At 65.3% G+C, this 15,572-nt stretch carries 14 protein-coding genes; 9 read left to right on the top strand and 5 right to left on the bottom strand.

What is annotated here, in order from left to right; translation table 11 throughout:
• Window positions 1–245: 245 nt before the first annotated feature.
• From ACQP2U_RS27595 to ACQP2U_RS27580, 4 genes are all read left to right on the top strand, one after another.
• Window positions 246–878, top strand: coding sequence for a TetR/AcrR family transcriptional regulator (locus ACQP2U_RS27595; protein WP_433710123.1), 633 nt, complete (start codon window positions 246–248; stop codon window positions 876–878).
• Window positions 875–2,470: an MDR family MFS transporter gene (locus tag ACQP2U_RS27590; protein WP_433710122.1), complete on the top strand. Its 1,596-nt coding sequence runs from the start codon at window positions 875–877 to the stop codon at window positions 2,468–2,470. Before ACQP2U_RS27595 ends, ACQP2U_RS27590 begins: the two co-directional genes overlap by 4 nt.
• A 564-nt stretch (window positions 2,471–3,034) precedes the next feature.
• Window positions 3,035–3,445, top strand: coding sequence for a hypothetical protein (locus ACQP2U_RS27585; RefSeq protein ID WP_433710121.1), 411 nt, complete (start codon window positions 3,035–3,037; stop codon window positions 3,443–3,445).
• Window positions 3,435–4,097, top strand: coding sequence for a group II intron maturase-specific domain-containing protein (locus ACQP2U_RS27580; RefSeq protein WP_433710120.1), 663 nt, complete (start codon window positions 3,435–3,437; stop codon window positions 4,095–4,097). Before ACQP2U_RS27585 ends, ACQP2U_RS27580 begins: the two co-directional genes overlap by 11 nt.
• 87 nt (window positions 4,098–4,184) lie before the next feature.
• On the opposite strand, the gene ACQP2U_RS27575 is transcribed toward ACQP2U_RS27580, so the two are convergent.
• Entirely contained in the window at window positions 4,185–4,676 is a 492-nt protein-coding gene (locus ACQP2U_RS27575; RefSeq protein WP_433710119.1) for a L,D-transpeptidase, read from the bottom strand.
• Between the two features lie 310 nt (window positions 4,677–4,986).
• Between ACQP2U_RS27575 and ACQP2U_RS27570 the strand changes: the two genes are divergently transcribed.
• From ACQP2U_RS27570 to ACQP2U_RS27560, 3 genes are read left to right on the top strand one after another with little or no spacing between them, the layout of a single operon-like run.
• Window positions 4,987–5,310 carry a hypothetical protein gene (locus ACQP2U_RS27570; protein ID WP_397028422.1) on the top strand — a complete coding sequence of 108 codons (324 nt, stop codon included), beginning with the start codon at window positions 4,987–4,989 and terminating at the stop codon, window positions 5,308–5,310.
• Window positions 5,307–6,590 (top strand): hypothetical protein, encoded by a 1,284-nt coding sequence (locus ACQP2U_RS27565; RefSeq protein WP_433710118.1) that lies wholly within the window; start codon window positions 5,307–5,309, stop codon window positions 6,588–6,590. Before ACQP2U_RS27570 ends, ACQP2U_RS27565 begins: the two co-directional genes overlap by 4 nt.
• Entirely contained in the window at window positions 6,577–7,563 is a 987-nt protein-coding gene (locus tag ACQP2U_RS27560) for a hypothetical protein (protein ID WP_433710117.1), read from the top strand. The genes ACQP2U_RS27565 and ACQP2U_RS27560 overlap by 14 nt, the downstream gene beginning before the upstream one ends.
• A gap of 141 nt (window positions 7,564–7,704) precedes the next feature.
• Here ACQP2U_RS27560 and ACQP2U_RS27555 read toward each other — a convergent pair whose 3' ends face one another.
• Window positions 7,705–8,214, bottom strand: a complete 510-nt coding sequence (locus ACQP2U_RS27555; protein WP_433710116.1) for a GNAT family N-acetyltransferase — start codon at window positions 8,212–8,214, stop codon at window positions 7,705–7,707.
• A gap of 450 nt (window positions 8,215–8,664) precedes the next feature.
• On the opposite strand from ACQP2U_RS27555, the gene ACQP2U_RS27550 reads away from it, so the two are divergent.
• Together ACQP2U_RS27550 and ACQP2U_RS27545 are read left to right on the top strand one after the other, a co-directional pair.
• Window positions 8,665–10,308 (top strand): acyl-CoA synthetase, encoded by a 1,644-nt coding sequence (locus tag ACQP2U_RS27550; protein ID WP_433710115.1) that lies wholly within the window; start codon window positions 8,665–8,667, stop codon window positions 10,306–10,308.
• Between the two features lie 126 nt (window positions 10,309–10,434).
• On the top strand, window positions 10,435–11,124 hold the full coding sequence (locus ACQP2U_RS27545) for a DUF5134 domain-containing protein (protein WP_433710114.1): 690 nt from the start codon (window positions 10,435–10,437) through the stop codon (window positions 11,122–11,124).
• Between the two features lie 256 nt (window positions 11,125–11,380).
• On the opposite strand, the gene ACQP2U_RS27540 is transcribed toward ACQP2U_RS27545, so the two are convergent.
• The 3 genes from ACQP2U_RS27540 to ACQP2U_RS27530 form a co-directional block, all read right to left on the bottom strand.
• Window positions 11,381–12,082: a PhzF family phenazine biosynthesis protein gene (locus ACQP2U_RS27540; RefSeq protein WP_433710113.1), complete on the bottom strand. Its 702-nt coding sequence runs from the start codon at window positions 12,080–12,082 to the stop codon at window positions 11,381–11,383.
• 92 nt (window positions 12,083–12,174) lie between these two features.
• Window positions 12,175–12,441, bottom strand: a complete 267-nt coding sequence (locus ACQP2U_RS27535; protein ID WP_433710112.1) for a hypothetical protein — start codon at window positions 12,439–12,441, stop codon at window positions 12,175–12,177.
• On the bottom strand, window positions 12,438–15,464 hold the full coding sequence (locus tag ACQP2U_RS27530) for a DUF4132 domain-containing protein (protein WP_433710111.1): 3,027 nt from the start codon (window positions 15,462–15,464) through the stop codon (window positions 12,438–12,440). The genes ACQP2U_RS27535 and ACQP2U_RS27530 overlap by 4 nt, the downstream gene beginning before the upstream one ends.
• Window positions 15,465–15,572 lie beyond the last annotated feature (108 nt).

Below are 15,572 nucleotides of genomic sequence, written 5' to 3'. Positions count from 1 at the left end.
GAGTATCACGGCAGCGGTGAACTTCCCGTCAGCCACGCGGCCGCAAGGCGGATGCCATCAGCTTGTGGTCGGCTCGATTGTCGAGGCCGACGAGTGGCGAACGAGTCGCTCAGGTTGCGCCTAGCTGGTGATTCGCTTCCGAGTAGGTCTCGCCTCGAGGTGTCCGGGCGGGGCCGGAGCGGCTGCAAGCCACGTTCTTAACTTGCAGTTTCTGAAAAATTGCAGTTTGTGCTACTTTGGCGAACATGTCCAAGGACGAGCGCCCGATCGGGTTGCGGGAGCAGAAGAAACGCCAGACCGAGCTCGATCTCTGTCTAGCCGCGCGACGGCTCGCGGTCGAGCGCGGACTGGACGCGACGACCGTCGAGGACATCGCCAGAGCGGTCGGCGTCTCGCCCCGCACTTTCTTCAACTACTACGAGACGAAAATGGATGCGGTCGTTGGGCCGATCGGCGAGATCGGCACTCCACAGTTGCGCGAGCAGTTCATCGCGGGCGGACCGAGCGGCGTGCTGATGGACGACCTCGCCTGGTTGTTCGTGCACGGCTTCGAATCCGAAAGCGAGGTGCGCGAGGGTATCGCGCTGGTTACCGAGATCATCAAGACCGAGCCGCGGGTACTCGCGGCCTTCGTCGCCTCGGGCGCTCGCTTGCAGAGCGTTATCGCAGACCTTCTCACTGCTCGGCTGGGCAGTGCGGTTTCTCCCGAATTCGCCGGTCTGGCAGCGGGATTCGTGACGAACATCACCTCGCTGGCGGCGATGACCACGGTCGGAGATCCGACCGTATCGCTGGCGGCGGCAGTACGCGAACACTGCGCAATGGCCGCGCGGCTGTTCGAACAGCACGACGGCAAGAAAGAGAGACGGAAGAGATGACCATCACGGCCGAATCGCCACCTGCGCCGATTATTCTGACCCAGAAGCGGATCTGGCTCATCTTCGGCGCGTTGATCGCGGGGATGTTCCTGGCCAGCCTGGACCAGACCATCGTCGGCACCGCGATGCCGACCATTGTCGGCGATCTGGGCGGCATCTCCCATATGGCTTGGACCGCAACGTCGTATCTGCTCGCGACCACCATCATGATGCCGATCTACGGCAAATTCGGCGATCTTTTCGGACGGCGCTGGCCGTTCCTGTTCGCCATCACCATCTTCACCGTAGCTTCCATCGGCGCCGCGGCGTCGACGAGTTTCTGGGAGTTCATCACCTTCCGTGGCCTGCAGGGCGTCGGTGGTGGTGGTCTGATGATTCTGGCGCAGGCCATCATCGCCGATGTGGTGCCCGCCAAGGATCGCGGCAAGTACATGGCCCCGATGGGTGCGGTCTTCGGCATCACCTCGGTCGCGGGGCCGCTGCTCGGTGGTTTCTTCGCCGATCATCTCGGCTGGCGCTGGTGCTTCTGGATCAATGTGCCGATCGGAGTTGCCGCGTTGTTCATCGCCTTTCGCTACCTGAGCATCCCCAGCCACCGGCCCAAGACCCGGCCGGACTATCTCGGTGTGGTGTTGATGTCGGCCGCGACCACGCTGCTGATCCTGATCACCGACTGGGGCGGTAAGCAATACGCTTGGGACTCAACGGTTATGGTCACCATGATGGCGGCGTTCGTTGTGGTGGTCGCGGCCTTCGTGCTCGTGGAGGCGCGCGCCGAGGAGCCGATGCTGCCGCTGTGGTTGTTCCGCAATCGCACTTTCGTGCTGACCTCCGCCATCGGCTTCGTGGTCGGCCTGGTGATGTTCGCCGCCCTCGCCTTCATCCCGACCTATCTCCAAATGGCAACGGGCGCTTCGGCCTCGGTTTCGGGTCTGCTGCTGATTCCGATGATGGTCGGTCTGATGATCACGCTGATCGCCTCGATGACGATGATCACCAAAACCGGCCGCTACAAACTCTATCCACCCCTCGGCGCGGTCCTGATGTTCGCGGACATGCTCTGGTTGACCCGCTTGGACGCGGACACCCCGATGTGGGTCGTCTCCGCCATGCTGTTCGTCATGGGTGCGGGCCTCGGCCTGATCATGCAGATCATCGTGCTGGTCGTCCAGAATGCCGTCGCCCCGGACCAGATCGGCACCGCCACCAGCGCCAACAACTACTTCCGTGAAATGGGCGGCGCGCTGGGTGTAGCGATTTTCGGCTCCATCTTCACCAACCGTCTGACCGAGGGCCTCACCGATGTCTTCGTCTCGCACGGCCCTGAAGCCGCGGCCGCGAAACTGGATCCGGGCGCACTGGTGCCCTCGGTGGTCAAGCATCTGCCGGACGGGCTACACGACGCCATCGTCGGCGCCTACGTGGATGCGTTGGTCCCCGGCTTCTGGTACCTGATCCCGGGCGCGGTAATCGCCTTCGTACTCGCCCTGTTCATTCCCCATATGAAACTCGCCGATGAGGCAGGCATGGTCGCTCGCGGCGAGGCGGTCATGGCCGAAGACGCGGATCGGCAACTCGTCGGCGAACATTGAGGCAGGCGAGGTATGCGACGGGCCCGGGCGGAATCCGCCCGGGCCCGTCGCGTGGTTTGCCCGGCATGGGCAGTTGCTTGGGGGTGTGAGTCCCGTGGAGGAAGAGGTGATGCTAACTCCGAGGCGGAGGCAAGGGCGTCGTGGTGAGGCGGGGTCTGAAGGAAGCCCGAGGCGAAACCCTGCACCGTGGAACACGAATCGCGTATGAGGCCGGATGGATCTGGGTGAGCCTGCCACGGAAGGTGAAGCCCGTCATCATCGACAGGATCGTCAGGTAGACGCGGCGGCGGCAGGGGGAAAGTGACTGTTCTTAACCGGGGAGGTCTGTTCGGGTGTCGGTTGTGCTCGAGGTGGTCGCCGCGCCGACGGTCGTGGTCGTGAGGTCGTGACTGGCCGGGCAGAAGTCAGCAGAGGTCGTAGTACCGGTGAGGGGAACGGACAATCAGCCGGGAAGGACCGAACGTGGAGTGGGACAGAGGAATTGGTATTGCTCGTGCTGGTCGCGATGATCGCAGCCATCCCGCGTGAACGCGGGCCCATGGTGGGAGGGGCTGGTGAATCCCGGTGAGTACCACGGTGGAGCGTAGCGGCCGGTCGGCGCATGCGGAGGAGGATGTTCTCCTGGGGCTGGAGATCTCGTTGTGGGAGCGGTTGCTTTCACCGGAGAACCTGTCGCGGGCGTTGAGGCGTGTCGAAGCCAATCGGGGCGCGTCTGGTGTGGACGGTGTGACCATGGAGGCGTTGCGGCCGTGGTTGCGCGAGCACTGGGCGGGTGTCCGGGAGGCGTTGGACGCGGGCACCTTTGAGCCCTCGCCTGTCCGCTGGGTGGTGATTCCCAAGCCCGGGGGCGGACAACGGTTGTTGGGGGTGCCCACTGTGCTGGATCGGTTGATCCAGCAGGCGATCGCGCAGATCCTGACGCCGATCTTCGATCCGGGGTTTTCGCAGTTCAGTGTCGAACATCATGCTCGATGATCTAGACGCCGAGTTGGCCGCACGCGGTCACAGGTTCGTGCGCTACGCCGATGACATTCGTGTTTTCGTGCGTAGCGAACGGGCTGCTGGCAGGGTATTGGGCTCGGTCACCGATGTGGTCGAGCGGCGATTGAAACTCCTGGTGAACCAGGAGAAGTCCTCGGTCCGGCATGCGCGCGAGGCGAGGTTGCTGGGATTCGGGTTCTACTTCTCCCGATCCGGGGTCAAGATCCGGGTCGATCCGAAAGCGATAGCACGCTTGAAGATGCGGATCCGGGAGTTGACTTCTCGGCGGTGGAGTGTGTCGATGTTCTGCGGAATCGACAGGCTCAACCAGTTCATCACGGGATGGATGGCCTACTTCCGGCTCGCCGATCTGTCACACCGGTTACGCGAGCTGGACAAGTGGCTTTATCGCCGGATGCGGCAGATCCGTTGGAAGGAATGGAAACGCTACTCGGCCAGACGCCGGAACCTGCGCCAGCTCGGCATCGGTGACCGCACCTCGCGGGAATGGGCTGCCAGCAGCAAAGGTTACTGGCGCATAGCCGGGTCGGCCATCCTCCAACGATCGCTGACCACGTCCTACTGGGACGACCTCGGCCTGCTGGGAATGCAAGGAACCTGGCGCAGGCTCAGAACAACGGCTTGACGAACCGCCGGATGCGGGCCCGCATGTCCGGTGGTGTGAGAGGGGGGCCGGGCAACCCGGCCCTCCTACTCGATCGCAAATCCGGTGTCAGCGTACGACTTCGACCACGTCACCGGGGTTGAGATAGCGGTAGGTCGCTTCGGCGCCTTCCGGGGTCATGCGGATGCAGCCGTGCGACTGCTCCTCGATGGGGCCGATATGGGTGGCGATATCGCCGTTGAAGAAGACCGCCCACTTCATCGGAGCGTTGTGCATGGTGCTCCAGAAGTCTTCCCGCTTGAAGGCGACCTTGAAGACGCCCGGCGGCGTCTCATATCCGGGGCGTCCGTGCGAGATCGGCGTCGGACCGTAGGTGACCTTGCCGTTGTCCATCAGCCAGGCCTCGTTCGTCGACAGCCGCATGCACATGCGCGCGGTCTCGCCACACGGTGCGTAGACGGGAGCCGGCGGAATTGGTGGGATGATCGCCGGTGTACCGATATCCGGACCACCAGGCCACAGTGGTTCGGCCTGTGCCGTTCCCGCCATCAGCAGCCCTGCGGAAACGGCACCGATGAGCGCCACGGATCTTACCGACAACTTTCGAAAACGTCTGCTGTTCTTCACGCTTCTGACCCCTCTGATGCCGGCACCCTGGGCGTGGATCGCCAGGGTGGTGATGGGACCAACTTCGTCCGATAAGCATAGAACCGGCACTAGGTGAAAGTGATCATTTTCGTTTTCTACCTCGGTGTCCGTGGAACCGGGCCGGCGCCGCATAAGCGATCGATCCGGCGGCATAGACTTCCAGCGGAACGAAAGGATCCGCGCGCGCATTGCTCGGGTCCCAAGTACGCTCGGAGTGTCGAAATGTGACGCGACAGATTGGTTTCCGTATTAAGGGGGAACAGTGGACGCGCTGAAGCTCGACCCGGCGGCGATGGCCGCCTACACCACGATCGCGAATACGGTGTCGCAACAGCTGGCCTCGGCGTCGGCGGTCGCGGGTGGTGCGGTGAATCCCGAGCGGCTGGCCGCCGACCTCGGTCAGGTCGGCGCCGGATTCGTGGCCAGGTTCACCGAGAAGGTGAACGAACACGTGCAGGCGCTCTCGACCGCGGGACAATTGGTTGCCGCCTACGGGCAGGTGCTGCGCGATTACAGCGCGGACATGCAGGGTATCGATGTCGATTCCGCGGGCGCGCTGGCCCGGCAAGGGGAGGCGCTGCCATGAGACGACTGCTTCGACGGCGGCCGGCGAACAACGCCTCCGATACTCCCGCGAGCACGTCTGTCGATCCGAATGTGGATCCGCCGATCGTGACGGCCCTGGTCGAACCGATGCTGCAATTGCGCGCCTCGCTCGGCAGCGGCGTCGCGACTCCGGACCAGTCCGTCGTCAACGCGCTGTCCTCCGCGTCCACGCAGGCCGCCGATGCCGAGGGCCCGCACCGCGAGGGCCTGCACGCCCTCGAATCGACCTGGACCTCCCGGGCCGCCGACGATGCCGTTCCGGCATTGCGCACCACGCAAACTCAGATCGGTGATATCACCGACCGCGGACCCGAGTACCTGTCGGTGCTCGGCGATGCCCATGCCACCAGCGCCCGCGCCGCGCGGAAGGTGGACCAGATCATCGCGGACTTCCGTAGGGACGCCAAGCAGATCATGAGTACCGCCAGCGCATCCTCGGATACCGATGCGGTGATCGCGCGGGCGACCCAGGCGCTGCGCGATGCGGTCACAGCGGTCAGCACGGCGCAGTCGGAAATGGACGGCCACACCGCGCGGCTGGATGCGATGGGACCGCTCACGGTCACCACACCGCAGGGTGTCGGCACCGCCCAGCAGACGGTCGCGCCGGGTATCACGAACGGCACGACCACCGCGGGCGTGACGACAACGACGCCACTGGATCCGGTGCAGGCGGCCCAGCTCCAGTTGCAGCAGTATCTGATCAACGCGGGCGTCTCGGTCGGCACCGCAGCCATCGATGCCGGGGTCAATATCGGCACCCACCTCATCGACAAGATCGCCGAAGTCGGCACGCACGCCATGGACACTGTGGCCGCCTCCGCTGACAAGGCCATCGATAAGGCGATTCCCGAACTCATCCATCCTGGGAGCACCACGAATTCGCCCACCGGCGGTGACAGCGCGAGCAAGCCAACGAATGTCATCGACTTCGGTGGTGGATCGGGTCAGTCGTCCAAGCCCGCGCCGAATATCGGAACCAACTCGGTGATCCCGCCGAGCCCGGACGGTCCGACCGCGACCAAACCCGCTCCCGCGCCACAGGCACCGGCCACGAGCGCGGACACGCCGCCATCGCGCCCGTCTGGTCCGGAACCAACGAATCAGCCCGGCACCACCGGTGGTCTGGCCATGCCGCCGTCGTCGCAATCCGATGAGGACCGCCGACCGCGTGACGGTCAACTCGGTGTCACTGTGCCGACCGCATTGGCGACCGTCCCGCCTGCGGTGATCGGCGAATTCGACGATGACGAGCTCTGATTCCGGCTCATCGAGCCAGAACCAGGGCAATCCGTTCGATACCGGGCTGCCCATGGTCCGGCCCGCCGCCGCGACCCCGAAGCGGCGCCGCCGCTCCAATTCACGCCGCGGTTCGGGCCAACGCCGGACGCCGCTGGCCGATGCGCTCGATCCAGCCGAGCCGCCGCGCCGGCCTCGCCCGGCCGGGGATTGGCAGGAGTGGCTCGAACCGCGCCGTCCCGCGACGGCGCCTCCGGAGGCGGAGCGCAGTCGGCCTCGCACGCGTGCGGTAGTCGCCGAGGCTGAGCTACCGGCCGAGACCAATTCCGTCGTGCCGACGATCATCGATCGGTCCGGCGGCAATCCCGGTCCGGCACTGCGGCATCCGCCGCGTCGTCGCGATCCGCAATCGAACGGTGGCGGCAACCGAGTTGTCGCAGTGCTGATCGTGCTCGGTGTGGTGTTGGCCGTCGTCTCGGTGCTGATGTTCGTTTTCGGCGGTTCCGGCGATCACAAGCGACCGGCCGCGGCGACGACCCAAGCCGCCCTGGGGGGAACAGCCGGGCGTGCCCAGGCAACGACGGCACCGAGCGACCAACCGTCGGCGATCGCCACCCCGGGCTGCGAACAGCGGCGCACCGGTGATGTCATCTCCGGCACCGATCCCGGCGGCACCAGCGATGGGCCATCGGCGATCCTCGCATTCGAGCGTGCCTACTATGTACAGCGTTCCGGATTCGCCGCGCGCGGCGTAGTCGACAATGACGCGAATGTGCCTGCCGCCGACCAGATCCAGCGCGGGATCAACCAGCTACCGATTGGCACTCTCTACTGCGTGCAGATCACTCGCGCGGGCAGCGATGCGGGACAGGCGCATTGGGAGGTCCAGCTGATCCAGCAGCGGCCGGGCGAGGAGCCGCAGACCTTCACACAGATCATCACGACGCGAACGGCGGGCAATCGCACGCTGATCACCGCGATCAACGCGGCGTGACCGATCCGCCAAGCGTCGCCTATCCGCATGACGGGCGCTGAAGGTCAGCGAGGTCCGTTATTGCGTGGCATCAGAGGATGCGCGTCAGCAATCCGAGCAACCATGCGCCGAAGGTCGACAACGCTCGTCGGGTATGCGGCGTCAGAGGGTGCGCGTCATGAAGACGCTGTGCGGATCCTCGACGTAGTCGGCGAAGGGGGCGCGGATCTCGAAGCCGTGGCGGGCGTAGAGCCGTTGCGCGGGGGCGAAGTAGTCCGATGCCCCTGTCTCCAGGCTCAGGCGCTGGTAGTTGCGTGCGCGGGCCTCGGTGATCAGGTGGTCGAGCAGGGCAGAGGCGATGCCGCGGCCGGTGCGATCGGTGGCGGTGCGCATCGACTTGATCTCGCCGTGGGTGGGGTCGAGTTGTTTGAGTGCGCCGCAACCAGCGAGTTCGTCGTCCTCCCAGGCACTCCAGAAGGTGACGTCGGTTCGACGGAGCGCGTCCAGGTCCAGTGCGTGCACGCTGTCTTCGGGCGAGTTCTCATACATCTCGGCCAGATGCTGGGTGAGCAGGGCGGCGACCTCGGGACCGGACAGATCATCGAGGGCGATCCGGAGCCTGGCGGCCGGTGCGGTCGGCCGCGGAAGGTGTTCGCCGATATCGCTGGACATCCGTCCATCATGGATCGCGCCTGCGTGGGCACTGCTGTCTGGGTCGGTACTCGACGAACCCGCCGGTGACGCTTTACTGTGAGGGCACTCGCCCTCACCTAGGTGGACAACGATGCCGATATTCGAGAAGTTCGCGTCGCGCATGCATAGTGCGCTGATCGAGCCGAAGGCCTGCGCCGAATGCGGATATCGGGAGCGTACGAACTCATCGATGTACCCGAGGATGCGCTCGGCGGCTTGTCGGGGCTGCTGCCCAGCGCACTACCCGCTCCGATCCGACATCCGCGTCTTCCACTGGTGCCCTCTCCCCGTCGCTGGCCGAGCGGGCGCGGTGCTGATCGCCGACAGGCGCGGACGAATCGAACGCTCTGCCTCGGCGGTCGAATCGGCTGCGACCGAAGGGGTTCGGGTCGGCGAGCGGTTGGGTGGATTAGGCGTCAGGATCGAATCATGAAGTTTGCGAACAAGGTCGGGGCGCTGGCCGCAGCGGCGGCGCGTCGGGCCGCCGATGAGACCTATTACGCCGCCCTGACGGTTCGTGCCGGGCTCGCGACCCCTGAACGGCCGGATCGACTCGCCCTCATGGGTGCCGCGGTGCTGCGGTCCGGACTGCTCGGCGGGCTGACAACCGTTGCCGCCCTGCGCTATCGCGACCGCACCGCCATCATCGATGAACTCGGTCGCGTCAGCTTTCGTGAACTCGACGAGCGCAGCACCGCGCTCGCGAATGCTTGGCGGGCGCGCGGACTGCGCGACGGGGAGGGAGTGGCGGTCCTGGCACGCAACCATCGCGGCTTCCATTACGCGGTCTTCGCCGCCGCGAAATGCGGTGCTCGAATCATCCTGCTCAATACCGACTTCGCGGCACCGCAACTGCGCGAAGTAATGACCCGCGAGGGCGCCGATCTGCTGATCTTCGACGACGAATACGCCAGTATGCTCGGCGATTTCACACCGCGCCGCGGCCGCTACCGCGCCTGGGCCGATAAACCAGGCGTCGACACCATCGATAATCTCATCGCGGGCGCGGCCCGCACGCCACCGCGCAAGCCCCGCACCCCAGCCCGCATCATCCTGTTGACCAGCGGGACGACCGGCACCCCGAAAGGTGCGCCGCGCGGCAGCGAGCCGACCTCGCTCTCGCCGCTGGGCGCCATTCTGGGAAAGGTGCCCTTCCGTGCCCGCGAAATCACCGAATGCCCTGCGCCGCTTTTCCATACGCTCGGCTTCGCGCACGCGGTACTCGCCATCGGGTTCGGGTCCACGCTGGTGATCCGTCGGCGTTTCGATCCTCAGGCAGTGCTGGACAGCCTGGACCGGCACGGGTCCACGGCGATAATCGCGGTGCCGGTGATGTTGCGGCGGCTCGTCGATGCCGGACCGAAAGCCTTTGCCGGGCGTGACCTTTCGCGGTTGCGGATCATCTTCGTCGCGGGCTCGCAGCTCGGCGCCGACCTGTGCGTCCGGGTGACCGAGGCATTCGGGCCGGTGGTGTACAACGTGTACGGGTCCACCGAGGTCGCCTACGCGACCATCGCCACGCCAGCGGATTTGGCGGTCGAGCCGGGCTGTGTCGGCTCGCCGGTGCCCAGCACCACGGTGAAGATCTTCGACGACAACGATCGAGAAGTAGGCACCGGCACTACCGGACGCATTTTCGTCGGCAACAACTACCAATTCGGGGGCTATACCGGAGGTGGTGACAAGGCGCGCATCGCAGGATTGATGTCCACCGGTGATGTCGGCCATTTCGACAGTGCTGGAAGACTTTTCATCGACGGGCGTGACGACGACATGATCGTCTCCGGCGGCGAGAACGTTTTTCCGGGCGAGGTGGAGGAACTGCTCGCCGCGCATCCAGCAGTGGCGGAGGTCAGCGCATTCGGGGTGCCGGACGATCGCCACGGTCAGCGCCTGCGTGCGGTAGTGGTTGTCCGCGAAGGCTATTCGCTCACCGCAGACGAGGTGCGTGCGCATGTGAAGACCCACCTGGCCCGCTTCAAGGTCCCGCGCGACGTGCTGTTCGTCGACGAACTCCCGCGCAACCCCACCGGAAAGGTACTCAAACGGGTTCTACGCGAGCTCCCGGCGTGACGGCCTCCGGATCGGGCGCATAACCGGGCGCTCGGGCCGCCGTGGTTTCCACGTGATCATTCGTTCACCTGGTGCGGAAATGCGCGGGCGGACGGGGTGGAGGGGTGCGAGTATGGAGGCGAGGATTTGGGTCGGGAGGTGGGTGTGGTGGAGTTCGCGCAGGAGTATGCCGCCTTGCGGTGGTCGGTGGTGGTGGCGTTTGTATTCGCGGCTGCGGTGGTGGTTGGGCGGTTGGCGGTACCCGCCGACGTCAGGGGGGTCGAATCTGTTCGGTTGCAGGCGAATTCGCCTGGCGCGGCGGCATGTCACGAATCCGATGCCGCTCATCTGATCATGTGCATGGTCATGCTCGCGATGCTGGTCTTTCCGATGGGAGCCGATCCGGTCGTGTTGCGCGGTGTGCTGATCGCGCTCATTATCGTATTCGCAGCCTTGCTGATAGATCGAATTGTGCAGTGGCGCAATATGACTCGTGCGCTACCCGATGATCGGATGCTTGCCCTCGGCTATCATATCGCCGTCGCGGCAACCATGCTGTACTCGATGACGGGACATAGCGGGGGCATGCACATTGATGGGCCAGCCCCGGTACCGGCGCTGACACTGGCCGCGTTCTTCGCCGCCGACGCACTCGCGTTGATCGTCGCGGCGAGTACCGGCCGTTGCCGACGCTGGCTCGGTCACCCGATCGGCATCCGAACCGACTCGCAGCAGTCGACTTCTTTCATCGGCCGCGCACTGACAACGGCGCTCGTGCCACACATCGTGATGGACCTCGGCACGGCCTACATGCTGATCGCCGCTGCCTCCGAATAAGCTCGGGTCGTTGTCCGATCAGGCTGTGAGACGTGGGAACAGGGCCTCGGCGCTATCGCGATTGATCGCATCGAGTTGGTGAGGCTTTCACGCCCACCGAACGGAACCAGCTCGTCGCCCGCTACGCCGCCTCGCCGAAGTCGTCCCTGATTCCGACCGCCATCCGCAGCCGCCGGGGTAGGTTGGCCGCCCGCAATCCGAAGAGTTTCGATGCCCTGGTCAGCGTCCCGAGGACTGCCCGTCGGGTACTCGCGGTCTACAGGTCGACGACGGAGTCCGCGACGACGCGGCCGCCGAGTCGAACCCAACCATCGGAATCCCATTCGGTGAAGATCTGTGAGCCCTTGCCCTGGGTGATGATCAGGCCGCGGCGCAGTAACGCGGTGAGGGCGACGGCGGCGGCTCCGGTGGCTTCGTCCTCGGGGACGCCCATGGCGGGAGCGAACATGCGCGAGCGCAGGGCGCCGCGGTGCTCGTCGGTCCAGGTCCAGAGGTAGTGCGAGCCACTGTCGAAATCGTCGGGGCGCAGATTCGCCAGCTCGTCGAGGTCGTCGAGTTGATGAAAGGTGAAGTCCGGGGCCCATTCGCCGCGTGCGGTTATCCAGACCATGCCATCGGTGAGTTCGACGGCGACGGGCCCCGCCGTCACCTGCAGAATTCGCACCGGTTGGCCCTGCTCCGCGAACCACCATGCGGTACCCACCGAAGGATGCCCGGCGAACGGCAGCTCCACCGCGGGGGTGTAGATCCGCACCTTGGCGATCTCGTCGACCGGGTCCTCGACGATGACGGTTTCACTGAATCCCGCCTTCGCCGCCAGCGCTTGGTGGTCGACCTCGGCGACGTCCGCGGCGCGAGCGATACCGAGCTCGTTGCCGCCCCGCCCGGTCGGGTCCGTGAAAACGCGCACGACCTCGACACGCGTACCGATGCCCTCTGGTTCACCCTGTGTGCCCATGTTCGCGAGCCTACCGGCCGACGAGAAGTGGTTAATGCGCCGCCGCAGAAGTTCCGTCTGGATGAGTCCCTCTCCGATGTCCCGATTGCTGGTTACGTCTGTGGATGCAGGCCGCACAGCCACCCGAGATCGCGCAGGATTTCCGATGCGGTGACCTGGCTGAGGTCGGCGAAGGTGGCGGAATTGCGGCCCGCGAGCGCGGCGTACCTGAGCTCGTGCACGGGAGTGACCGCTTCGAACGGCTCCATGCCCGCAGCGATCCCAATGCTGAAAACCCTATCGTTCGGCAGCCGCTTGTCGAAGGTATCGATGCGAACGCCGTCGCCGCGTTCGGGTGGATTCCAACCCCTATCGGTCAAGCCGTGGATGCGGCCGAGGGGACGGTGGCGTTCGGCGGAATCGGTACGGAGGAACTGGCGAGCAACTTCGGATCCAGATGATGCACCTCCCGCCTGAGCTGTGGAAATGGTTGCAGGAGTCGGTAATCGGCGAGCACATCGGCCCAGGCAGCGGTCAGTTCGGTCCCGAGGTGGAGCGGATGGGCGATGCCGATGACGGCGTCCTCGGCGATTTCGAGTGCGGCGTCGTCGGTGTCGGCAAAGAAGTTGTCCTCGGCTATGCGGAACGAGTCGAGCACTTGGTCGTCGCGATAGGTCGCCCAGATCAGTCGGCGAGTCAGGTTGATGCGCACCGGATGTGCGATGTATAGAGTGCGCAGTTCATCGAGGGTGAAGCGGCGTTCAGTGACCATGGCGCGTTCGAGTCGCCGGATCTGGTCGGCAGCGAACTTCTTGACCGACTTGCGGATCGAGCGATACGTCGCGGTCGCCGCTGCGGCCTTGTAATCGTCGTCGCGAACTCCGGCCTTGGGCAGTGCCTGGTAGCGGGTGCCGTCGGTACCGGTAATGGTGGGGCGTAGCTGTTCATCGAAACCGAGCACGAACTGACGCGGTCCGAAGTCGAGCAGCGCCGTGCCGTCGGGGCGCAAGCCGAGATCCGGGACCATGCGATCGGCGAGTTGATCCTCGCTCAAACCCAATTCGTCCGCGACATCGGTGACCCGGGTCTGCGCCGCATCCCGGACAGCCGCGTTTCGGCCCTTCTCGCTCAATATGATCAACGCCGACAGCGCGTGGTCGGTACCGATGGCGGCGAGGGTGTCGAGCGCATTGTCTTTGGCCCCGCTCCAGAGAATATTCCGCAGCAGCTCCTCGACGGTCTCGTCATTTCCGAAGGCGGCCAACGCTTCCCAGACCCAGGCGTCCTTCGACGGCGCGCCCGCCCTGGTCCACTGGCTGTAGATCGCAGCGGCGGCCGCGGCCGAACTAGCCGGGTCGCACTCTTGGCGTACCTGTGTCAGTGCGGCATGTGGCATGCCAGGTTCCGACATCATCATGAAAGTAACGAGATTGGCGACCGCATCGGGCGGCAGCACATGGCCGTCGGGCAACCCGATCGCGGGCAGATCGGAAATCGACAACCATTGCGGGAGAACGGGAATCCGGGCGAGCACGATCTCGGCAGGATCGGTATCGAGCAACTCGCGCACCGCCGCGGTGGCGTTGTATGCGGCCGCGGCGGCGATGATGGCATCGGTGTGACCGAGTGTGACGAGAGTGCGCAATGCCGCGGTATGCGTGCGTCTCGCCTTGCGCGCCTTGCCGATCGCGCCCGGAATGAACGCGGTCGCGGCGTAGGCTGGATGGCGGCGCAGCCAGTCCAGTGCGATGCGGCGGCGCGAGCGCAGGCGCAGCCAATCCGCGACCAGTTCGGCGACGACCGGACTTTCGAAAGGAGCGATGGCCGCGGCGTGCTCGCGCGGGCGCTTCGTGGCAGTGTCGAGGACCAGATCGTGCGTTGCGGCGCCATGTTTGGCTGTGAGTGCGAGCAGGGGAGTGGCGGACCACAGTCCCCAACCCACGGTACTTGTGCGCAGATATGGTTCCGCGATCGCGAAGTCGACCTGGGCGAGCGCGTCCAGCATCCAGTCGTTGACAAAGTCATTGCCCGGCGGAATGCGCTCGAGCCGCTCGCGAATCTCCCCCTCCGACAGCGTGCCGATGCTGTCGAGCCATTTCTCCCGTTCGCCATCGCGCCACGAAGTATCAATGCCCGCAGGAACTTCCAGCGCTATGGCGGCGATCGGCTTACGGCGCGGTCGCTGCCATGGCGGTGTGCGCAGGATCGCAGGAATCAGATCGGCGGGAGTCGTATGGATCGTCGGCTCCACGGGCAGACTCTCGGCGATCAACCGGCGCGCGGATTCGGGCAGTTCTTCGCACATGGCAACGGCGAGGTCGGGATGGCGGCGGACATGCTGGCAGAAGTCGGTGACGTTGTCCTGCTGAGAGGTTCGCGCGCCGAGCACGCGTATGGCACGTGCTGGAAACCGTTGTGTCGAGGCGAGCAGCGCCGCAGTGGTCACATTGCGCCACGAATGCCCGGCAAGGAAGTCCATCGCTTCGTCAGCGGGAATGTGGGCGAGAATGCGCGACAGGGTTTCCGGTCCCGGCGCGGAGCTATTGCCCTCACCGGCCTCCCACAGACGAATGAGAACCGAGGCCGCATCGGCACCGAGATGTGCTGCGACACTGTAGATCAGCGATTTGTTGTCCCGCAACAGGTGCCAATGCCAGCCGAGTAGATCGAGGATGCGGTGCGCGTGCGCGGAATCGGTCACCGAGGCGAGTAGGAAGATCGATCCGAAGCCGTCGCTTAGTGTCGGATCGGCGAGATCGGTGGTGACCCAATCCTGTTCGGTGGGAAACAGGTACGAGGTGAGCAATCGGATCGAGAGCGGGCCGCGGCGCAGCTGCCGTGCCTGGTCCAGGGCGTCGGCGTAATCCATCTCCCCGGCGGCGGCCAGGAGCGTGCGCATGCGGCGGACCAGGGTGGCGGGCGGATCGCAGGGACGTGAAACCAGCAAGCGATTCGATTGCCCGCCCCAGGTATCCGATGCTTCAGCGCAGATGCCGCTGAGCGCGGCCACGGTCGCCACGGCACATCCGAGACCGTGGGTGTCGACCAGATAATCGGCCAGATCCGTGTGGTTGTCGTAGTAGCGGCCGAGGGCGTTGTCATCCCACAGCTTGGTATCCATGCCGATCGCGGCGCACACGGCTGCGCCGAGCGGGTCGGCATGCCGATCGCCCAGATATCGCGCACCCCGTTCGGCGAGTACCTTGTTGGAGCCGGAATGGCTCAGGATGGCGCGGATCCGATCCGTGGACTGCGCCAACTTGTCGGAGATCCGCTGTGCCGCAGCCGCGTTGGCAGCGACTTCGCGCGCGGGCCACCGGCCGCGGAATGGATCGGTTTTCGACCACCAGGCGGTGGGTACCACCCAGCTGTCCTCATCGGTCGGCGGCGTGCGGACAGCCATCGGCCTGCTCCCTTGTTCGCGAGGTGCGTATCGCGGACAGGCTAGCGAGGCGCACCGACACGTGCCGGTCGGCGCGGAAACGATAACGGCCCCGTCCAAGACGGGGCC

The sequence above is a fragment of the Nocardia sp. CA-084685 genome (assembly GCF_050955785.1).
Taxonomy (GTDB): Bacteria; Actinomycetota; Actinomycetes; order Mycobacteriales; family Mycobacteriaceae; genus Nocardia.
The sequence above is the reverse complement of the archived record's forward strand: the minus strand, read 5'-3'. Positions and strand labels throughout refer to the sequence as shown.